Origin of the sequence: Marinomonas shanghaiensis, from assembly GCF_003259175.1 — a bacterium.
In the GTDB taxonomy this organism is placed as follows: Bacteria; Pseudomonadota; Gammaproteobacteria; order Pseudomonadales; family Marinomonadaceae; genus Marinomonas; species Marinomonas shanghaiensis.
Map to the genome: position 1 here is coordinate 99,823 of NZ_QGOK01000007.1, position 20,619 is coordinate 120,441.

The following is a 20,619-nucleotide window of genomic DNA, read 5'->3' on the forward strand; positions in this document are numbered from 1 at the left end:
TTGTAACCAAAAAGGGCTGTTTACTGCTTAGTGTATCTTTTCCTAACTGGAATTAGTCGTTCATGCTGCCTAATTCAAGCAGTGTTGCGTTGCCGCCGATCGCGGTTGTGTTGTTGGATACGGTGCGTTCAGTAACAAAGCGCAGCACGTAATGCGGTTTGGCTATTACGCTTAGGTTTTGTGCATCCGTTTCTTCTATTAACTGGCAAATCAAACCACTTTTTGCCGCAAGGCGTTGGCTAAGTTGTTGTGCTTGCGCTGGGTCGCAAAGTGCTGCTACGCCGGCAAGATGATCCGCTTCGATCAAAGAATCTTGCGCTGATTCAGCAATATTCTGCACGACGCCTTCTGCCACGAAGGGCGAGATCATATCCATGATCTCCTGGCCTATTGGACCAACGGTAATGACAGGATTGCCTGCAATGAGCGCCGCAAATACTTGGCCGACTAAACCTACTCTGGCTTTGTCTCCTTCAATAAAAGATAGGCAAAGAAACACGCCACGGCCTTGGTTAGATAGCTCGTTGCGCTCACCTGTTGGTCCAGGCATAACACGTGTTTCTGCAATCGATTGTTTGGCGTTATCGATCTGCCAAGCGGCCATTTTTCTTTGTTCATTGGTAAAAGAATAAAGCGCCTGCTGCAGTTTGTCTGCACGGCCTTTTACACCAAGCTTGTCCCATGCTTCGAATATTTTTTGAGCGACCTGAATTTGGATAGGTTGTACGATTGTCATAGTAATGTCTCCCCTTAAAGGTCTTGCTCAATAGCGAAGCGTTGAAGGTAATGTGGACCGCCAGCTTTTGGTCCTGTGCCAGATAAACCTTGTCCGCCGAAAGGCTGAACACCTACTACCGCACCGACTTGGTCGCGGTTGATGTAAAGGTTACCCACGCGGGCGCGACTAGCAATACGCGCACAAGTGGTTTCGTTACGGCTGTGAACACCCATGGTCAAGCCAAAGCCTGAGTTATTAATGGTGTCGATGATCTTATCCAGCTCGCGCGCTTTGTAGCGTATAACGTGAAGGATAGGGCCAAATTTCTCATCGGTTAGCTGATCGATGCTGCTGATCTCAAACGCAGTTGGGGCAACGAAAGTGCCTTTTTCTGCAAAATCAGGTAAAGCCGTTTGTGCGATCAACTTACCATTCGCTTTCATGTATTCAATATGATCGAGCAGCATCTTCTGTGCTTTTTTATCGATCACTGGACCCACATCAGTGCTGTGCAGATAAGGCAAGCCAACGGATTGTTCAGCCATAGCGCCTTTGATCATTGGAATAACGCGATCTGCGATGTCGGTTTGTACGAACAAGACGCGCAAGGCAGAACAACGTTGACCCGCGGAGGCAAACGCTGAGCGCACGGCATCACGAACCACTTGTTCTGGCAATGACGTTGAATCCACCAACATGGCGTTTTGACCACCCGTTTCCGCAATCACTGGTACTGGTGCAACGCCACGAGCCGCTAGAGTACGGTTGATCAATTGTGCTGTGCCAGTGGAGCCTGTGAAGGCAAGACCCGCAATGCGCTTATCGCTGGTCAATGGTGCGCCAACGGTGGCACCGTCACCTGGCAATAAGTGCAGCACGTCCGTTGGAACGCCTGCTTGGTGTAGCATTTCTACCGCACGAGAAGCAATCAAGCTGGTTTGTTCTGCAGGTTTTGCCACTACGGTGTTACCCACGACAAGAGCCGCAACCACTTGACCGGTAAAGATGGCCAATGGGAAGTTCCATGGGCTGATGCAAGTGAACACGCCACGGCCGTTTAGCTTAGCGTGTTTTTCTTGACCTAAAAAATCTGTGTAGCGTGTTGGGTGGGCAAAATGGCTACGAGCCTGTTGCGCGTAGTAGCGACAAAAATCCACCGCTTCACGTACTTCGTCGATGCTGTCTTGAATGGTTTTACCCGCTTCACGGTGGCACAGAGCCATCAATTCCGCGTAGTTCTCTTCCATTAAGTCGGCCATTTTATCTAGGCAATCAGCACGCTCTGTCGCTGGACGCGCTGACCATGCTGGGAAAGCGGCTTCAGCAAGGTCAATTGCTTTGGTAACGGTTGCTGCGTCTGCCCAGTCGATTTGCCCTGCCGTCTGGCTGTGATCATAAGGGCTTGTAATCGAGTGAGTTTGACCGGTAGCTACTTTCTCGCCACCCACAATAGGGAAAGCACGCCACTGGGTGTCTTGTCCCATGAAGGCATCGATTTTTGCTTTAAAAGGCGTCCACTCAGATTCGATTTCAATGTTTGGACCAAAAGAGTTTTTTCGGTCGTTAAACAAGGCTGATGGCAGCGCAATGTGCGAGTTCGCTAGAGATTTACGACTTTCTAGCGTGGTGACTGGGTGGTTGATTAATTCAGCAATCGGGTAATTAGCATCGATCAAACGGTGAACGAATGAGCTGTTGGCCCCGTTTTCTAGCAGACGACGTACCAAGTAAGGAAGCAAGTCTTTATGGCTACCCACTGGCGCGTAAATACGTACGCAGATGTCGCTGTCTTTGATCAAACGGTTGTAAAGCGCATCGCCCATACCGTGTAGACGTTGGAATTCAAATTCTTGTGTTGTCGCGCCTAATTGCTTGGCAAGGCAGCTAATCGTCGCGATAGTGTGCGCGTTATGGCTGGCAAACTGCGGGAAGATATTCGCGCGAGTGTGCTCGCTCAGTAGAAAATGAGCGCACGCCAAGTAGGACACGTCAGTGGATTCTTTACGAGTGTAGACTGGGTAGCCATTAATGCCGCGTTGTTGGCACATCTTGATTTCAGAATCCCAGTAGGCGCCTTTTACAAGTCGCACAGGGATACGATCACCTTGTTCTTTGGATAGGGCCGCCAACCAAACCAAAACTGGTAGAGCGCGTTTTGAGTAAGCCTGAACCACAAGACCAAACAAGCCCCAGCCTTTGGTGCATTCATCGCGAAATAGTTTTTCAAACAAATGCAAAGATAACTCTAAGCGATCGGCTTCCTCGGCATCGATAGTGATGCCAACGTTGAGCGCACGAGCTTTTGTGATTAAGCCTTTTACGCTGGCAAAAAGCTCGGTCATAACACGCTCTTCACAACCGACTTGATAACGTGGATGCAGAGCGGAAAGCTTGATAGAAATGGTCGGGCGGTGTTTTTGGCTGTAGGTGTCCTTGCCAACGGATTCGACAGCTTGCTCATAAGAACGTAGGTATTTGTCGGCATCTTCCGCGGTTAATGCGGCTTCGCCTAACATATCGAAAGAATAAGTGTACCCTTTGTCACGATAGCTCTTACCACGAGACAAGGCTTCTGTGATACTGCGGCCTAGAACGAATTGATGTCCCATGATTTTCATGGCTTGGTTCATCGCTTTACGGATCACTGGCTCAGAGACACGGTTCACCATGCGATTAACTAAGTTGGCTGGTGTGCCATCTTTTTTCTCGCTCATGGTGACGATTTTACCCGTCAATAATAAACCCCAAGTGGACGCATTTACGAAGAAAGAGTCAGAGTTTTTCGCGTGAGAAGCCCAGTCGGCGACGCTCAAGCGGTCTTTGATAAAAGCGTCTGCGGTTTCTTTGTCTGGCACGCGCATTAAGGCTTCTGCTAAGCACATCAGCAAGATGCCTTCTTTGGTGTCTAGGCTGTATTCCAGTAGCAAGGCGTCAATCATCGACATGCTGTCGTCGTCTTTGCGTACTTCAGCAATGAGTGTGGCGGCCGCATCGGTTTGTATTGCCAACTCTTCTTCAGACGGTTTTGCCAAAGGCAGTAGTTCTTTTAACCACTTCTCTTCGTCCATATTGTAAAGAGGGGAAATGAGCTGCCACAATTCATTAAGTGGACGCTGAATGAAGTTAGGCTGTAACACCTCAATCGCTTTAAACATGGTTGAATTCTCCCGCGTTAACCTAAAAAACCAAATGACTTTTTAGTAAGGCCGCATATTGTTATAGAGCATTAAGCGCATTTTTGACTACTTTTCGTTATGTTGAATCAAAAAAATGCATGTCTGGATAATGCTGACACTTTAGTGACATAAGTGAGTCATTGTCTTTCGAAAAGATCGTTTTTTTTTATAAGAAAGTCCGACTGAAGCAGAATAAATAGGACTTATATTCATTCTGGTTCAGGGCCGCTTAGGAAACGATAAAAGTGCCTATTAATGGGGCGTTTTAGGGTGTTTTAGAAAAGCAGAGATTAACGATTGCCAAACTGCTTTTGGTATTTAAGCGGTGTAATACCGAGGGTTTGGGAGAAGACATTGGTCATGGCGCTTTGGCTGGAAAAACCACACATTTCAGCCACTTGAATGGGGGGAAAACCTTCTGCGAGCAAACTTTGTGCGCGTTCTAAGCGTTTGCGCATTAGGTATTGATGCGGCGTCATGCCGGTACGGTCTTTAAAGCGTTCATGGAACTGACTGACACTCAAAAAACAGAAATTGGCTAATTGGTCGATGTGCACACGACGAGATAAATTCAGTTCAATAAACTGATCGAGCTTATCAATATCCAAATGGTTACCGCGGGAGCGGATGTCTTTGTTGTTGATTTGATGGCGAATGGCACTGAGTAGGGTGTTGCCGCAGGCACGCGCTAAGATCGTATCATTGGGATATTGTTGTAGTTCGCCAGATAGGGCAGAAGCCAATATTTGCAAACGGGGATTGAGTTGAAAATAGGCCGCTTGATCAAACAAACGAGAAACGATTTCGTATTCTTCGTCGGTAATGCCTTTTTGCGGTGGAATTGGCAGATTGACCACCATGATGCGATTTTCGCCCAGACCTGCAAAGGCATGACTGTTCTCTGAAGGAAGAATGCAACCTTCACCAGTATGCAATTGCTTGCCTTTGCCTTCGATATCGAAATCGGTATTACCATCCAGTACGACCACTAACTGATGATAATCGTGATCATGAGCATCCGCTTCGTTCGGCAGGCTGAAAACATCGGAATCAGACTGAGTCAAAATGCACCTTGTTGAATAAGTTGAGACAAGAAGTATAGCGAGCTTATAGAGGCTTTAGTAGCGTATTTTTTTGGCGATATGGTATTTTACAGCGAGAACAGTGTCTTAATCCTTGCTAAGTAGCCAGCTTGAAGGCAAAAGTAAATACGGTGCTTTACTGGCAAAAAGCCTTGTAATGCACCGTATTTTTATACAATGTTGAACGCTACATTATTTGAATAACAAGGTTACCCAGCGCGCCGGGCTTTAAAACGTCTTCGTGCGCTTGAGCCAATTCGGTAAGCGGGTAGCGGTGACGAATCACGGGTTTGAGTACACCTTTTTCAAACAAGGGACGTAAGGCTTTCGCAATCAAGGCCAGTTCATGAGGCTTGGTATTGGCTAAGGCCACACCCACTACGGAAGCATCACGTGCCATTAAGTCGCGAGGATTAATCTCTACCGTGCCACGATTCCCCACGACCGCAACGCAGCCACCAAAGGCCAAGGCTTTTAAGTCTTGGTCTAAGTTGTGATTGGCAAGCATCTCGATAATGATATCAAACCCTTTATCTAATGACTGATAGGGCGCAAGGTGACCCGCTTCATTGTGCATAATGACGTTAGTCACGCCTTGCTCGCGCAATAAAGCCGCGCCAGCTGCCGTGCCAGAACTCGCCACGACTTCCATGCCTGCTGCAAGGGCTAGTTGCACGGTCGCAATGCCAACGGCGCCGGTGGCACCATGGATTAATACCTTATCGCCGGCTTTAGCGTTAGCGCGACCAAACAAGGCACGGTGAGCCGTGGTGTAAGGAATGCCCACACAAGCACCTTCTTCAAACGATAGGGCATCTGCTAAAGGGAAAGTGTGTGTTGCGGCACAAGCGGCAAATTCAGCAGAAGAACCGCTTAGATTACGACTGAAATAAACACGTTGACCCATCTTGAAGCCAACGACATTCTCGCCTAATTCAACAATCGTACCAGCACCGTCAGAGCCTGGCGTATGCGGGAACTTAGCCGAATAATTGTTGGTGCCAGAGCGGATATAAGTGTCTACTGGGTTTACCCCAGCGGCACCGACCTGAACCAAAATTTGGTCCTCGTTGATACTAGGCTTTTGAGCCTCAACCAGCGTTAAATCGCTGGCTGGACCGTAGTCTTTCATTTGCATGGCTTTCATTTTATTTGCCTCTTATTAGTCCGCATACACTTGTTCTGGCAGCCAAGTGGCTAGATCTGGCCAAATCGATAGCATGATTAACACCAGAATTTGGATCAGAATAAAAGGGATGACCCCTTTATAAATGGCTTGAGTTTTCAGTTCTGGTGGCGCGACACCACGTAAGTAAAACAGAGCAAACCCGAATGGTGGCGTGAGGAAAGAGGTCTGTAAATTAATGGCCATCATAATGCCCAGCCACACAGGGTCTAAGCCCATTGCGAGTAACACTGGTGCAACGATCGGCACAACCACAAAGGTGATTTCAATAAAGTCTAAGATGAAGCCAAGAAAGAACATCAGCAACATCACTACAATCATCGCGCCAACCACACCACCTGGTAGTTGCGAGAAGAAGTCTTGAATCAACTCCTCACCACCGAAACCACGGAATACCAAAGAAAATAACGAGGCGCCTATTAAGATCATGAACACCATGCTCGTCACTTTTGTGGTCGAATAGACGGCGTCTTTTAAAGTTGGAACGCTGAGTTTTCCACTGCCCCAAGCCAACAATGCGGCACCAAGAGCACCGACACCAGCGGCTTCTGTTGGTGTCGCAATACCGCTAAGAATCGACCCTAGAACAGCGAAAATCAACAACAACGGAGGCAGTAACCCTTTAAACAGTAAAACCACTAATGACTCAGTGGAACCATTGCGCAGCTCTTCTCTAGGAACAGCGGGCGCTTTATGGGGTTGTAACCAGGCTACCATGATGACGTAAAGAATGTACAAACCAACCAATATCAAACCTGGAATAAGCGCACCGACAAACAGATCGCCGACCGAAATGGTTTTTGGTGAAAAAATCCCCATTTCCAACTGGGCTTTTTGGTAAGCGTTGGACATCACATCGCCCAATAATACCAAGGCGATAGAAGGAGGGATGATTTGTCCTAAGGTGCCTGTTGCACAAATAGTACCGGCGGCCAATGCGGGGTCGTAACCACGGCGCATCATGGTCGGCAATGAAATCATTCCCATAGTAACCACGGTCGCACCAACAATGCCGGTACTGGCGGCTAACAGCATACCCACCAAAATAACCGAAATGCCTAAACCGCCACGCAAGCTACCAAACAGCATGGCCATGGAATCGAGCAGCTTTTCAGCCAGTTTGGATTTTTCGAGCAACACACCCATTAATACAAAAAGCGGCACAGCGATCAGTGTTTCATTGCCAATAATGCCGAACAAACGGTTGGGTAGCGCTTCCAAGAAAACGCTATCAAAAGTGCCGAACATAGAGCCAACAGCGGCAAAAATCAGCGCTGTGCCCCCCAAAGAAAACGCCACAGGGTAACCAAACAGCAAACAGACACAAACCCCAGCAAAGAGCCATAAAGGTATAAATTCAGCCATTAGTTTTGTCCTTTTGTGTTACGAGCTGCAGTGACTACGCCAATATTTTTTAAGATGTCCGCTGTCCCCTGAAGAATCAGACTGACCATCATGATAGGAATTAAGGTTTTTAGCAGATACACAAAAGGCAAACCACCAGGTTCTGCGGATGTTTCCATTACTCGCCAAGAAGCACTGACGTAATCTAAGCTCAAATACGCCGTATAGAGAGTAACGGGTAATAAAAAGAACAGACCACCAATGATATTGACCCACGCTTTTTTAGTGACAGAAAAGTCGCGGTAAAAAACATCGACACGCACGTGTTCGTCATCTTTAAAGGTATAAGCGGCGCCCAACATAAATACCATAGCATGTAAGTAAAGCACCGACTCTTGTAAGGCCGTGGAACCAAGGCCAAAACCATAGCGCAGAAGAACGATGAGGCACGTAAGCAGCATCATCGCTAATGTAAACCAAGCAACGCATCTCCCTGTGTAATGGGAAACCGCCTCGGCCAAACTGACCAATTTGTTGAACATGAAAATACCCACAGTTTTTTAATCGTTATGCTCGAGCCAGATCCCTTAAAACTACTCTACAGATCATTCCACACGTTATCTGGTGTTTAAGGGATCTGACCTCGTCTAGCCAGAAAATCCGGACGCTAAGTCTATTGGATAACGCCACGCTTGGGAATATTGTGCGTGGTGAAACGGCTGGTTGAACCGGTTAAACCCAGATTAGAGGATATTAATGTTTGATTTTCGTTTTATGTGTACGATTTTTGTTCCTTGTTAGGACTTGCTCAGATTTTTTTTGAAATATTTCACGCTTTAACATTTTTGTCACATATCTCTCCTATAGTACAAAACATCGAACGAGCTATGGGCAGTTGCTCATAAATTTTTGACTATAACCACTGAGGTTTATGTGATGAAAAAACTAGTTGCGGGTTTAGCAATGACAGCAGCAGTAGGCGTTTCTGTTAACGCTTTTGCAGATGTTGATGCCAATTTGATTTCTTACAGCAAAGCAAGTGGCGTTTCTGGCAATATTTCAAGTATCGGTTCGGACACATTGGCTAACCTAATGACGTTGTGGGCAGAAGAATTTAAACGTCTATACCCAAATGTTAACATTCAAATTCAAGCGGCTGGTTCTTCTACTGCGCCACCAGCGTTGACAGAAGGCACCTCTAACTTCGGCCCTATGTCTCGCGCTATGAAAGACAAAGAAATCGCTGATTTCGAGAAAAAATATGGCTACAAGCCAACGGCTATTCCAGTGGCGATCGATGCACTAGCGGTTTTCGTTCACAAAGATAACCCAGTGAAAGGTTTGTCTCTTCCTGAAATCGATGCGATCTTCTCTTCCACACGTAAAGGTGGACACAGTGAAGACATCACGACTTGGGGTAAAGCGGGCCTAACTGGTGCTTGGGAAAACCGCGACATTCAATTGTTTGGTCGTAACTCAGTGTCTGGTACTTACGGTTACTTCAAAGAGAACGCACTTTATAAGGGTGACTTTAAAAACAACGTGAATGAGCAACCAGGTTCTGCGTCTGTTGTGCAGTCTGTCTCTACGTCTCTAAACAGTATTGGTTATTCTGGTATCGGTTATACCACGTCTTCTGTACGTGCTTTGCCTTTGTCGAAAAAAGAAGGTGATGCTTACGTTGATGCCACACCAGAAAACGCAGCGACTGGTAAATACCCATTGTCTCGTTTCCTTTACGTCTATATTAATAAGGCGCCAAACAAACCACTAGAACCACTACAACGTGAGTTTGTGAAGATGGTGCTTTCTAAGACTGGTCAAGAGGTTGTCGTAAAAGACGGTTATGTGCCTCTACCAGCAAAAGTGGCTAATAAATACCTAACTGATTTGGGTATTAACTAAGCAACGCGGTAGCGAGCTACGAATGAGATACTTAAAGTGGGAGGGCTGAGACGCTCTCCTACTTTTCTCGTTTCGTAGATTGTCATAAAAACGTCACATAAAAAGATGAATGCGGATGACTAAATCAACTGACCATCAGATGCCGGAACTGGATTTTAATACGCCAGCTTTAAAGCGTCATCGTAAGATTCGTGCCCTAAAAGACCGTATGGCTAGTATGGGGATTGCGGTCGGCGGCAACAGTGTTATTTTGGCTGTGTTGCTGATTTGTTTCTATTTACTGTATGAAGTGATGCCTTTGTTCTCTGGTGCCTCCATTGAACAGCAGGCCAGTTATGCGGTACCAGCCGAAGAGCAGGGCGACAGTCTCTATTTATCAGCGGAAGAGCAATCTGAAATTGGTATGCGAGTCACGAGCCTTGGCAGTATTGTATTTTTCTCTATTGCTGATGGCAGTGTTATTAATACGGTTGAAAATTTACGCACGGACGCAAAAGTTACTGCTTTTGCGGTGGAGTCTGATACCAGTCGATTGGTAGCGTTTGGTTATGACGACGGTAAGGCGCTTATTGTGAAGCACGATTACCGTACTTCCTATCCTGATGGAAAACGTAAGATCACTGCGGTTGTTGAGTACCCTTATGGGGAAGAGCCGATTGATGTGGCCGATTTTCCAATTAACAAAATGAGTCTTCGTGACGGCAGTGACAGCTTAACCGTGGTCGCGATTGGCGATAGTCAAAGTGCCATTACCAAGGTTTCGAAAGACGTCAACTTTATCACAGAAGAAGTGGAGTTGAGTGAGCAACGCACAGCGTTGCCATTCGTGGCAGATACTGCCAGTGTGCTGATTAGTGGCGATCAACGTTATTTATACGTCGCTACTCGCTCTGGTCAGTTGAGTGAGTTTGATCTTCGTGACTTTGATAACATCACTCTTAAAGATAATATTTCTTTGTTTAACGATGGCGCCAAATTGGTTTCCATGTCTTATTTGTTGGGTCAATCTTCTATTATGGTGGCGGATTCCTCTGGCCGCGTAAGTCAGTGGTTCAATGTTCGTGACAATGCGACCAATGAAGAACACCTTACTTTTATCCGTGATGTTAAACAGCCTGTTGCTTTGGTTGGACTGGCCATGGAGCAACGTCGCAAAGGCTTTGCGACTTTAGATGAACGCGGTATCGTCGCTATTTACAATGCAACCTCTACCCGTCAAGTGGTGGATGAAAAACTCACTGATGGCACCGCTCGTCTCATCAGTTTTTCACCTCGTGCGAATGGGTTATTGCTAGAAGACAGCAAGGGTCTGCATTTCTTTTACGTAGACAATGAACACCCTGAAGTGTCTTGGTCCTCTATCTGGGGCAAGGTATGGTATGAAGGGTATCAAGAACCCACCTACACTTGGCAATCGTCTGCTGCGAACAACGATTTTGAGCCTAAATACAGCCTAACACCTTTAGCGTTTGGTACTCTCAAAGCGGCATTTTATGCCATGTTGATGGCGGTACCTCTAGCCATTTGTGGCGCCATCTATACGGCGTATTTTATGGCGCCAGCCTTGCGTCGCAAAATCAAGCCGATTATTGAATTGATGGAAGCTTTACCGACGGTTATTTTGGGTTTCTTAGCGGGCTTGTTCTTTGCACCTTTTATGGAAGAAAACCTGGCTGCAACCTTTAGTATCTTGTTGATCTTGCCAGTGGGGATTCTCCTGTTTGCTTACTTGTGGTCTCGTTTACCACAAAATATTAGTTGGTTGGTGCCTGAAGGTTGGCAGCCTTTGTTGCTAATCCCTGTCATTGTATTGCTTGCTTGGCTGTGTTTGGCTTTGAGTCCAGTGATTGAGCTCAGCTTCTTTGATGGCAACATTCGTGGCTGGATTACCAATGATTTGGGTATCACGTTTGACCAACGTAACGCTTTAGTGGTCGGTTTTGCCATGGGTTTCGCGGTGATTCCAACCATCTTCTCTATTACCGAAGACGCTATCTTTAGTGTGCCGAAGTCGCTGACTCAGGGCTCTCTGGCGTTGGGGGCTACTTATTGGCAAACCATGACTCGCGTGGTCTTACCAACCGCAAGCCCAGGGATTTTCTCGGCGGTGATGATTGGTATGGGCCGTGCTGTAGGTGAAACCATGATCGTATTGATGGCAACAGGGAACACGCCAATCATGGATTTCAATATCTTCGAAGGTATGCGAACTTTGGCCGCGAACTTGGCAGTAGAAGTGCCAGAATCGGCGGTAGGAAGCTCTCACTATCGTGTCTTATTCTTAGCGGCGTTTGTGCTCTTTATCTTCACTTTTGTGGTGAACACAATCGCTGAAACCGTGCGTCAGCACCTACGCAAAAAATACGGGTCGCTATAATGAGTATTGCAATGAAAATGAAGAAAAAATCCGTATCCGAATGGGTGAAAGCAGGTGACCCATGGGTATGGTTGAATGCGGGTGCGGTGGCGATTTCAGTCATCATGGTCATTGGATTGTTGCTGTTGATTGCGGTACGTGGGCTAGGGCATTTTTGGCCCGCCGACGTGGTGGAAGCTAATTACGCTTTACCAGGTCAGCCTGCTTACAACATTGTCGCTGAACGAGTGGAAAGTGTGGAAGTGCCTGCGGCGCAATTACGCGAAGCTGGCATTGATATCCCAGATGAACACCAGTTGATGCAGCGAACGCTAATGAAAACGGGCAACCGTGATGTCTACGGTTCGGACTTTCGTTGGGTGCTTGATGAATATCTTACCGACATAAAACGCCCAGAAATGCTGTTTACCGCTGAGCGTTATGAATGGGGTAATTTATATGGCTACCTTCAAGCTGTAAAAGAAAATGGGCAGGTGGTGTCGGAAACGGCTGATCTTGAGCCAACCGCGTCAGCGTTAGCCACTTGGCAAGTGTTTGAAAAGAGCATTGAACGTGCGGCTAAAATCCATGAGGATATTTACAAAGTAGAGAAAAAAGACATAGGTCGCATCAACTATGGGCTTGAGCGTATTCGCTTAAAACAACGTAGTCTTGAGTTAGAGGGTAAATTAACTCCGGCAGCGGAAGCGGACCTAGCGGCAGAGCGTAGTCAATACGACGAAGAATACAAAGGACTGCAACAGAGCTTGATTGACCTTTATGGCGAGATTAATCGTGATAGTGTGGTTGTGAAAGTGATGGATGGTTCTATCCATGAAATACCGGTTGCGAAAATTGTCCACGCTTATCGCGCGAATGCCATGGGCGTTCCTGAAAAGATTGGCTTTTATTTCGTGAAGTTATGGGAGTTCTTAACAGACGAACCTCGTGAAGCGAATACGGAAGGCGGGGTTTTCCCTGCGATTTTTGGTACCGTCATGATGGTGCTATTAATGACTATCCTAGTGACACCTTTTGGTGTGGTGGCTGCCGTGTATTTGCGTGAATATGCCTCTCAAGGTTGGGTGACACGTATTATCCGCATCGCGGTAAACAATTTAGCGGGTGTACCCTCTATCGTTTACGGTGTGTTTGGCTTGGGCTTCTTTGTGTATTTCTTAGGATCGGGCATTGATCAGGCCTTTTTTCCTGAAGCCTTACCATCGCCAACTTTCGGTACCGGTGGCTTGATGTGGGCGTCTGTGACGCTTGCTTTACTGACGCTGCCTGTGGTGATTGTGGCAACCGAAGAGGGTTTAGCTCGTATTCCTCGCAATGTGCGTGAGGGCAGTCTGGCACTCGGTGCGACCAAAGCAGAAACCTTGTGGCGTGTTGTGTTGCCAATGGCGAGTCCGGCCATTATGACTGGGGTGATATTGGCCGTGGCTCGTGCAGCGGGTGAAGTCGCGCCATTGATGCTGGTCGGTGTGGTGAAGTTGGCGCCGTCATTGCCTTTGGATGGGAACTATCCTTATATCCATTTAGATCAGAAATTCATGCATTTGGGCTTCCATATTTATGACGTGGGTTTCCAAAGCCCGAACGTTGAAGCGGCACGACCATTGGTCTATGCAACAGCTTTATTACTGGTGATTGTTATTGCTTTGTTGAATTTATCGGCGGTAACCATTCGTAACCATTTACGTGAAAAATACAAATCGCTGGAAATGTAAGCGGCGGAGAAGAGATTATTATGAGCGACGCAAAAACACACTCTATTGATATATCAGCTATGCAGCGTAGCCAAAAGGCATTGCGCATTGAAGATGAAAAGGTCTGCCTATCGGTAAACGATTTGCACCTTTATTACGGTGATAAAGAAGCGCTTAAAGGCGTAAACATGGTCATTCCAGAGAAAAAAGTAACCGCGTTTATCGGGCCTTCTGGTTGTGGTAAATCCACACTATTACGTTGTTTTAACCGTATGAATGATCTGGTGGACACTTGTCGAATCACTGGTGAAATCAATTTACATAATGAAAATATTTATGCCAAAGGCACTGATGTCGCTGAATTACGTCGTCGTGTTGGTATGGTGTTTCAAAAACCAAACCCGTTCCCAAAAAGCATTTACGAAAACGTGGCTTATGGCCTGCGTATTCAAGGCATTAACAAAAAACGCCTATTGGATGAAACCGTTGAGTGGGCACTGCGTTCTGCAGCGTTGTGGGATGAGGTAAAAGACCGTTTACATGAGAGTGCCTTGGGTATGTCTGGTGGTCAGCAACAGCGTTTGGTTATTGCCCGTACCGTAGCGGTGAAACCAGAAGTGTTGTTGTTGGATGAGCCTGCATCAGCCTTAGACCCTATCTCGACGCTTAAGATTGAAGAACTGATTCACGAATTGAAAAATGAGTTCACTATCGCGATTGTGACGCACAACATGCAGCAAGCCGCTCGTGTGTCAGATTATACCGCGTTTATGTACTTGGGAGATTTGGTTGAATTTGGTGATACCAATACTTTGTTCACTAACCCAGATAAACAACAAACAGAAGACTACATCACGGGCCGCTACGGCTAGGCGGAGGACGCATTATGAAAGAATTAACGACGGACCATATTTCTCAGCAGTTTAATAATGAACTTGAAGCGTTGCGCCAACATTTCCTAACCATGGGTGGTGTGGTAGAAAATCAGGTACAAGATGCTGTGCAGGCTTTGTTAGACAGCAATGCTGACTTAGCTGAAGATGTTAAAAACCAAGACGCGACGGTGAATCAGCTAGATGGCTTAATTGATGAAGAGTGCACGCGTATTTTGGCAAAGCGTCAGCCTGCTGCTTCTGACTTACGCATGATTTTGTCGATCAGTAAAGCGGTGAGTGAACTAGAGCGTATTGGTGATGAAGCGAAAAAGATTGCCAACCTGACGTTGAATTTGGTCAATGAAGGTGAGTCTCCTCGTGGCTATGTGGAGATTAATCGTATTGGCGAAATGGTGTCTCGCATGATACACGACGCTTTAGATGCCTATGCACGTTTAGACATAGACATGGCGATTAAAGTGGCGAAGCAAGACTCGGCGGTAGACCAAGAGTACAACACCGCAATGCGTTCTTTAGTGACCTATATGATGGAAGATCCACGCAGTATTTCTCGCGTGATCAACGTGATCTGGGTGCTTCGTTCCCTTGAGCGTATCGGCGATCATGCGCGTCATACCTGCCAACATTTGATTTTCATGATCAAAGGCGTGGATGTACGTCATGTGAATGTGAATGATCTTACGGCGGATATGAATAAAAAATAAGCGTCATCGGTCTCTTAGCTACTGGAAGGATTGTCTGCCTGAGCTAAGAGACCCTTTTACGGTTTCATGCCTTTATTTCTTCCCTTTATTTCTTCGTTTCAACACTTTCTTTTACGGCTTTCGCTTTTCTGATAGTGGGCTATTGTGCTCAGTTTGTTATCATCCGCTTTTCGTTTTAGTTGGTGGAAAAATCCATGTTTACCATAGAAACTCAAGCAACAGTCTCTCTTGAAGAATCCTATCGAGATCTCAATGCGCAGCTCGCGGCTTTATTAAGCGGGGAGCGCGATCTGATTTGCAATGCCGCTCAGTTTTCTGCGTTTGTGATGCAAGCGATTGTAGATCTGAACTGGGCTGGCTTTTATTTTGTGCGCGGTGATGAATTAGTACTCGGGCCTTATGTTGGCAAGGTTGCCTGTACTCGCATTCCATTTGGTCGTGGGGTTTGTGGTAAAGCGGCAATAACGTTACAGACTCAGCGAATTGAAGACGTTCATGCTTTTGATGGACACATTGCTTGTGATGCTGCTTCGGCCAGTGAAGTGGTCATTCCGGTGGTCGTGGCTGGGAAGCTGGTGGCGGTATTTGATATGGATAGCCCAAAAGTTGGGCGCTTCTCCGAGATAGACCAAGCTGGTTTAGAATCTTTTGTGGAGACCTTTATCCAGTCGACGGATGTCTCTTGGTCATTTTAATCAAAGTCTGAGAAATAGCGTTTGAGTGCCTGTAATGAGAGGGTGTGTAAGCTTGGCAATGTATCGATAATCGCCTGCATGCCTTGCTCATTGTGTTGTGAGGCGGACTGTTCTATTTGTTGGCATTGTTTGGCGAACACAGACATTGCCATGTTTAAACTCGCCGATTTTAGCGAGTGGCTAACCTGTTTAAGTTCCGAATAGTCTTTGGCATCCCAAGCTTGTAATAATTGCGCCAATTTTTCATGGCTGTCTTCAATATATTCTAAACGTATCTGGTTAATGGTGTCTCTTCCCAGCAACTGGGTAAGGGTATCGAGATGTGCGGTATCAATCATGATTATCGACCTTTATAGACGCTTTGTGGTTGGAAAATAGCTTATAAATATGCGACTCCAATTGATTTTGTGTCAATGGAAAACAAAGCGGAATGACTGAATATTCTGGAGTATCAAGGGCTTTTGGGTGATAGCTGAGTATTGGGCACGATTTTGTCTTCCACTGAAGGATAGCGTCTTTTCCATCTCGTTCAAAGCGTGGGGTATTTCCCAGCAGGATGAGATCGAAGTCTTTATGCTCTTGGAAGCTTCCATCTTTAGAAAACGTGACGTCAATATTAAAGGTAGTAAGCTGTAAACCAATGATTTTAGCGAGATGCGAGTCGGTTTCTATGACCAGTGCTTGTGTTTTATCGGGACATTGGAACGCGGTCGAGACATTTTTTTCGCTGTTGTTAGGTTCATGATAGGGGAGGTCGACCCAAAATTCACAGCCTTTCTGTGGGGCGCTGGAAAAATGCATTTCACCTTGCATGAGATACACCAGTTTATGACATAGGGCGAGACTTAAGCCCACTTTGCTGGGCAGTGGGCCTTCTTGTTGCATGGGTAACGCAGGGTTGATTCGTAAGTTTTGTTGTAGCTGGTTGGGCATGCCAAGGCCAGTGTCTCTAATTGCAATTTGTAGCATCTTCGCCTCTCTTGCATTCGCGGGGAGCTGTCCCTTAGGGGCATGCAATGCCGATGGTCGGACTTGCACGCTAATACTGCCAGAGGGCGTATGAGCGATGGCGTTTTGCAGGAGTGCTACTATGATTTCTTTGACGCGAGCAAAATCCATTTGGATGTGTGTTGGTAAAAGTGGATCGATATAAGCAATCCCTTGTAGGCTTTTACGTGACATTTGCGGCTCAAAAAGAGCAAGGTAGTTTGTGATATGACCACTGAGATCTTCGGTGCTTACTGTTAGTGTGAGCTTCTTAGCATCAATTAAAGCAAGGTCAGAGAACATCTCTATGGTCTGAAGGAGTTGTTGACCAGACTCTTCGATATGTTGAGACAGAGCTTCGGTATCGTGGTAAGACGTGGTGTTTTTGAGTGTTTTAGCGACGCCTAGAATAGCATTAATCGGAGATCGTATTTCTTGATGAATGAAGGACAGCATGTCCGATTTGTCTTCATGGACGGCTTGGATACTGGATTGTAAGCTGGCATTACGGCGAAAAATATTTTTTAGCTCTGTTAGTCCTTTGACAGTCAAAAAGCACAGGCACAACAGACAAGCAAGCAGCGCCATTGAAAGCAGCTGAATGTCATTTAGATTCTTTTGTAATGTGCGGTGTTGTTGACTGATGTATTCGTTGCTGCCTTTATTCACTAAGGTAACAAATTCATTGATCTGTTCTTCGATGTTTTGAATCCGCAGAATTAAGTCCGGAAGATAAGAACGATCGCCGTCTTCTATTCTGGAAAGATGAAAACTCAGCAGTTCTAATTCACCATTAATAATATTGAGTAACCGGGTTGTACGTCCACCTTCAAAGTTACGAATTAAAGAGCCAACTTCGCCTTCTCTAAGTAAATCTACTCGGCTCATCAATAAGTCGTACTCGAAAAAAGCATTACCATTAAGCGGGTAATCACTGTCTTTTAATGCGACTAAATAGTTGAGAAATCGATACGACTGTACCTGTAATTGCAGGGCATTCCATAGCGAACTTTCGAAAATACGACGACCGTTGTTTTTGGAGCTGTCACTGGTATAGGTAATGATGGCAAATACGGCAATGGTAATGGCAATAATGAAGGTAATGAAACCATATACTACCCATGTTTTGAATTTGGATAGCCAGGTGTTTCCCTGAAAAAAACGCGTCATTATTGCTCCGTTGCTGCCAGTACTTTGATGTGGTGTATTTGCCAGATTGAACGACCATAAAACAATTCTGATTTTAATTCATGGCGCTCATCAAAGGGGTAAATCACCATAATAGGACCAAGGTTTCTGACGCTCATTGGTTTGCCATCTTGATGAGTCGCAAAAATGGCACCATTGTCGATAAAATCACTCAGTGGCAGTTCCGTCATGTAATCATTAAGGGCAGTGACTTGTAATAAGGAACCAGAGCTGCCCACTTCTTGTAATAAGTCGACGGCAGAAAAGCCTTGGTAGATATGTAGGCCTTTTGTCCATGGATTATGAGTCGCGATGGTGTGCTGAGGTAAGTTGCCTAACGTCGCTAGATCAAACGTCCGTTCTTGCTCTTGATTTGTCGCATCGATCGCCCCTGATACGGTAAGCAGTATTCTGCCATTGGATTGATCTGAAGCGAATGATGAAGCAGATATAATGCCTAAAACGATGAACAAGATAAGAGAATGTCTGTAAGCAGAATATAAACGCATGGATAAAAGCCTTAACACAGTAACGAAACAAATTTTACTATGATAGACAAAAATAGCGCGCTTGTACGGTGAATACTAGGTTGATGTGTAATAAGTCAACGTTTTAGACAAATTTAAGCCGCTTTGCGTGCATGACAACAGCAAAACGGCTTAATGGTATGGGCGACATTAGCCTATTTCAGCCAGCCTAGAGCAAGCCGCTTGATGCTCTTTGGACAGTACTTGTAATATCGGTTTTTGTTGCGCGCAGCCTTCGTTCGCATGAGGACAGCGAGTACGAAAAACACAACCAGTCGGCGGACTAATGGGGGACGGTAAGTCGCCGGTTAAAAGTTGGATTTTTTTACCTCGCTCGACTCTTGGATCTGGTACAGGCACTGCAGACAATAAAGCCTTGGTGTATGGATGTTGAGGGTTTTCGTATAAGGCGCGTTTGCTGGCTAATTCCACCGCATTGCCCAAATACATCACCAAAACGCGATCTGAAATGTGTTTTACCACGCTTAAATCGTGTGCGATAAACACCAAAGACAGGCCCATTTCGGCCTGTAACTCTTTCAACAGATTGACGACTTGCGCTTGAATGGACACATCCAGAGCCGATACTGGCTCGTCACACACCACTAACTTAGGTTTAAGGATTAGGGCACGAGCAATACCGATACGCTGACACTGGCCACCAGAGAACTCATGTGGATAGCGGTTAATCACGTTGGGTAATAAACCGACACGGTCCATAATAGCGCGGACTTCGGCTTTAACAGCGTCTTTTGACAGCTCTGGCCGAAAGGTTCTTAACGGTTCGGCAATAATATCACCCACTGTCATGCGTGGATCAAGGGACGCCAAAGGATCTTGGAAGATCATTTGCAGCTCTTGGCGTTTGCTGCGCATTTGCCTTTTGTCGAGATCCGTTAGATCTTGCCCAAGCCACACCACATTGCCTTCGGTGATTGGGACAAGGCGCAATAAAGCGCGCGCTAGTGTGGATTTACCACAGCCGGATTCGCCGACCACGCCAAGTGTTTCACCTGCGTAAATCGTTAGATTAACGCCATCTACGGCTTTGAGTGCTTGGCCTTTTTCCCATGGCCACGCGTTGTCAGATTTGATGTTGAAGTGGACTTTTAAGTTGTTCACTTCCATTAAAACCTTATTTGAAGTGTTCATTAGGCGACCCATCCATCAACGGATTTATGACAAGCTCGGAGTTGACCCGGTGCAAATTCTTTTAGCGCTGGCATGCTGTCCCCACAACGCTCTTTGGCAAATTCACAGCGTGCTTGAAACGGACAGCCAGACGGCATATGCAATAAGTTCGGTGGGTTGCCAGGAATGGTAGAGAGTTTTTCGTCTTCCGCATCAAGGCGTGGAATGGCTTTTAATAAGCCTTGAGTATATGGGTGTGTAGGACGATAAAAAACGTCCTCTGCCGTACCGTACTCCATGGTTTGTCCTGCGTACATGACCAGCACCTTGTCACACAAACCGGCGACCACGCCCAAGTCATGGGTAATCATGATAATGGAGGTATTGAAGTCGTTTTTTAACTCGTTCAGTAGGGTTAGAATTTGAGCCTGTACGGTGACGTCTAGGGCCGTCGTTGGCTCATCGGCGATCAGCAGTTTAGGTTGGCACAATAGCGCCATGGCTATCATGACACGCTGTCTCATACCACCCGAAAACTCATGCGGATACATGTTCATGCGTTTGCGCGCTTCTGGCATTTTTACCGCGTCGAGCATTTTCACTGAGGCTTCAAAGGCTTCGGCTTTGCTCATGCCTTTGTGCAGCATCAAGACTTCCATTAATTGCTTACCGACTTTCATATAAGGATTCAATGAGGTCATTGGATCTTGGAAAATCATCGCAATTTCTTTAGAGCGAATACGGTTCATGGCTTTTTCATTTAGGGTCAGAATGTTTTGCTCGTTAAAGCGTGCTTCCCCTTCAATCACACCATTGCCTGCCAATAAGCCCATGAGTGCGAACGCCGTTTGGCTTTTGCCTGAGCCAGACTCACCGACGATACCAAGGGTTTCGCCTTGTGCTAAGGTGAAATTAAGATCATTCACCGCGGTAACAAAACCATCGGGCGTTCTAAATTTAACGCGTAAGTTGTTAACTTCTACTAAGTTTTTTGTATTTGATAGGTTCATAA

17 protein-coding genes are annotated in these 20,619 nt (G+C 46.1%); 6 read left to right on the forward strand and 11 right to left on the reverse strand.

The annotated features are described in order from the left end of the window. Positions 1–52: 52 nt before the first annotated feature. The 6 genes from DKT73_RS07415 to DKT73_RS07440 form a co-directional block, all read right to left on the reverse strand. On the reverse strand, positions 53–736 hold the full coding sequence (locus DKT73_RS07415) for a 1-pyrroline-5-carboxylate dehydrogenase (RefSeq protein WP_111637926.1): 684 nt from the start codon (positions 734–736) through the stop codon (positions 53–55). Between the two features lie 14 nt (positions 737–750). Further along, positions 751–3,873, reverse strand: a complete 3,123-nt coding sequence (gene putA, locus DKT73_RS07420; protein WP_111637927.1) for a bifunctional proline dehydrogenase/L-glutamate gamma-semialdehyde dehydrogenase PutA — start codon at positions 3,871–3,873, stop codon at positions 751–753. Between the two features lie 311 nt (positions 3,874–4,184). Continuing rightward, positions 4,185–4,958, reverse strand: coding sequence for a helix-turn-helix domain-containing protein (locus tag DKT73_RS07425; protein ID WP_111637928.1), 774 nt, complete (start codon positions 4,956–4,958; stop codon positions 4,185–4,187). A 205-nt stretch (positions 4,959–5,163) separates the two neighbouring features. After that, the gene (locus DKT73_RS07430) at positions 5,164–6,123 is read right to left on the reverse strand and encodes an NADPH:quinone reductase (RefSeq protein WP_111637929.1); all 960 of its coding nucleotides are present in this window, start codon (positions 6,121–6,123) and stop codon (positions 5,164–5,166) included. Positions 6,124–6,138: 15 nt separating this feature from the next. Beyond that, positions 6,139–7,527, reverse strand: a complete 1,389-nt coding sequence (locus DKT73_RS07435; RefSeq protein WP_111637930.1) for a TRAP transporter large permease — start codon at positions 7,525–7,527, stop codon at positions 6,139–6,141. Then, positions 7,527–8,048, reverse strand: a complete 522-nt coding sequence (locus DKT73_RS07440; RefSeq protein ID WP_111637931.1) for a TRAP transporter small permease subunit — start codon at positions 8,046–8,048, stop codon at positions 7,527–7,529. The genes DKT73_RS07435 and DKT73_RS07440 overlap by 1 nt, the downstream gene beginning before the upstream one ends. Positions 8,049–8,442: 394 nt before the next feature. On the opposite strand from DKT73_RS07440, the gene DKT73_RS07445 reads away from it, so the two are divergent. The 6 genes from DKT73_RS07445 (at position 8,443) to DKT73_RS07470 (ending at position 15,774) form a co-directional block, all read left to right on the forward strand. Then, positions 8,443–9,411, forward strand: coding sequence for a PstS family phosphate ABC transporter substrate-binding protein (locus DKT73_RS07445; protein WP_111637932.1), 969 nt, complete (start codon positions 8,443–8,445; stop codon positions 9,409–9,411). 115 nt (positions 9,412–9,526) lie between these two features. Next, positions 9,527–11,788, forward strand: coding sequence for an ABC transporter permease subunit (locus DKT73_RS07450; RefSeq protein ID WP_111637933.1), 2,262 nt, complete (start codon positions 9,527–9,529; stop codon positions 11,786–11,788). A gap of 11 nt (positions 11,789–11,799) precedes the next feature. Further along, a complete protein-coding gene (pstA, locus tag DKT73_RS07455) occupies positions 11,800–13,500 on the forward strand; it encodes a phosphate ABC transporter permease PstA (RefSeq protein WP_111637934.1) in 1,701 nt (566 codons plus the stop codon). A 20-nt stretch (positions 13,501–13,520) separates the two neighbouring features. Beyond that, the gene (pstB, locus tag DKT73_RS07460; protein WP_111637935.1) at positions 13,521–14,351 is read left to right on the forward strand and encodes a phosphate ABC transporter ATP-binding protein PstB; all 831 of its coding nucleotides are present in this window, start codon (positions 13,521–13,523) and stop codon (positions 14,349–14,351) included. Positions 14,352–14,365: 14 nt separating this feature from the next. Next, positions 14,366–15,079: a phosphate signaling complex protein PhoU gene (gene phoU / locus DKT73_RS07465; RefSeq protein WP_111637936.1), complete on the forward strand. Its 714-nt coding sequence runs from the start codon at positions 14,366–14,368 to the stop codon at positions 15,077–15,079. A gap of 194 nt (positions 15,080–15,273) precedes the next feature. Further along, entirely contained in the window at positions 15,274–15,774 is a 501-nt protein-coding gene (locus DKT73_RS07470) for a free L-methionine (R)-S-oxide reductase MsrC (protein ID WP_111637937.1), read from the forward strand. On the opposite strand, the gene DKT73_RS07475 is transcribed toward DKT73_RS07470, so the two are convergent. From DKT73_RS07475 to oppD, 5 genes are all read right to left on the reverse strand, one after another. Then, positions 15,771–16,112 carry an Hpt domain-containing protein gene (locus tag DKT73_RS07475; protein ID WP_111637938.1) on the reverse strand — a complete coding sequence of 114 codons (342 nt, stop codon included), beginning with the start codon at positions 16,110–16,112 and terminating at the stop codon, positions 15,771–15,773. The two genes, DKT73_RS07470 and DKT73_RS07475, sit on opposite strands and share 4 nt — an antisense overlap. Further along, entirely contained in the window at positions 16,105–17,931 is a 1,827-nt protein-coding gene (locus tag DKT73_RS07480; protein WP_111637939.1) for a sensor histidine kinase, read from the reverse strand. The genes DKT73_RS07475 and DKT73_RS07480 overlap by 8 nt, the downstream gene beginning before the upstream one ends. Beyond that, entirely contained in the window at positions 17,931–18,458 is a 528-nt protein-coding gene (locus DKT73_RS07485; RefSeq protein ID WP_111637940.1) for a putative pterin-binding protein, read from the reverse strand. Before DKT73_RS07485 ends, DKT73_RS07480 begins: the two co-directional genes overlap by 1 nt. Positions 18,459–18,626: 168 nt before the next feature. Next, a complete protein-coding gene (gene oppF / locus DKT73_RS07490; RefSeq protein ID WP_111637941.1) occupies positions 18,627–19,628 on the reverse strand; it encodes a murein tripeptide/oligopeptide ABC transporter ATP binding protein OppF in 1,002 nt (333 codons plus the stop codon). After that, positions 19,628–20,617 carry an ABC transporter ATP-binding protein gene (oppD, locus tag DKT73_RS07495; protein WP_111637942.1) on the reverse strand — a complete coding sequence of 330 codons (990 nt, stop codon included), beginning with the start codon at positions 20,615–20,617 and terminating at the stop codon, positions 19,628–19,630. Before oppD ends, oppF begins: the two co-directional genes overlap by 1 nt. Between the last annotated feature and the right edge of the window lie 2 nt (positions 20,618–20,619).

Coding starts and splice junctions, on each gene's coding strand:
- DKT73_RS07480 (WP_111637939.1), bottom strand. CDS start 17,931: ATGACGCGTTTTTTTCAGGGAAACACCTGGCTATCCAAATTCAAAACA.
- DKT73_RS07485 (WP_111637940.1), bottom strand. CDS start 18,458: ATGCGTTTATATTCTGCTTACAGACATTCTCTTATCTTGTTCATCGTT.
- DKT73_RS07475 (WP_111637938.1), bottom strand. CDS start 16,112: ATGATTGATACCGCACATCTCGATACCCTTACCCAGTTGCTGGGAAGA.
- DKT73_RS07415 (WP_111637926.1), bottom strand. CDS start 736: ATGACAATCGTACAACCTATCCAAATTCAGGTCGCTCAAAAAATATTC.
- DKT73_RS07470 (WP_111637937.1), top strand. CDS start 15,274: ATGTTTACCATAGAAACTCAAGCAACAGTCTCTCTTGAAGAATCCTAT.
- DKT73_RS07435 (WP_111637930.1), bottom strand. CDS start 7,527: ATGGCTGAATTTATACCTTTATGGCTCTTTGCTGGGGTTTGTGTCTGT.
- DKT73_RS07445 (WP_111637932.1), top strand. CDS start 8,443: ATGAAAAAACTAGTTGCGGGTTTAGCAATGACAGCAGCAGTAGGCGTT.
- DKT73_RS07430 (WP_111637929.1), bottom strand. CDS start 6,123: ATGAAAGCCATGCAAATGAAAGACTACGGTCCAGCCAGCGATTTAACG.
- pstB (WP_111637935.1), top strand. CDS start 13,521: ATGAGCGACGCAAAAACACACTCTATTGATATATCAGCTATGCAGCGT.
- DKT73_RS07440 (WP_111637931.1), bottom strand. CDS start 8,048: ATGTTCAACAAATTGGTCAGTTTGGCCGAGGCGGTTTCCCATTACACA.
- phoU (WP_111637936.1), top strand. CDS start 14,366: ATGAAAGAATTAACGACGGACCATATTTCTCAGCAGTTTAATAATGAA.
- oppF (WP_111637941.1), bottom strand. CDS start 19,628: ATGAACACTTCAAATAAGGTTTTAATGGAAGTGAACAACTTAAAAGTC.
- oppD (WP_111637942.1), bottom strand. CDS start 20,617: ATGAACCTATCAAATACAAAAAACTTAGTAGAAGTTAACAACTTACGC.
- pstA (WP_111637934.1), top strand. CDS start 11,800: ATGAAAATGAAGAAAAAATCCGTATCCGAATGGGTGAAAGCAGGTGAC.
- putA (WP_111637927.1), bottom strand. CDS start 3,873: ATGTTTAAAGCGATTGAGGTGTTACAGCCTAACTTCATTCAGCGTCCA.
- DKT73_RS07450 (WP_111637933.1), top strand. CDS start 9,527: ATGACTAAATCAACTGACCATCAGATGCCGGAACTGGATTTTAATACG.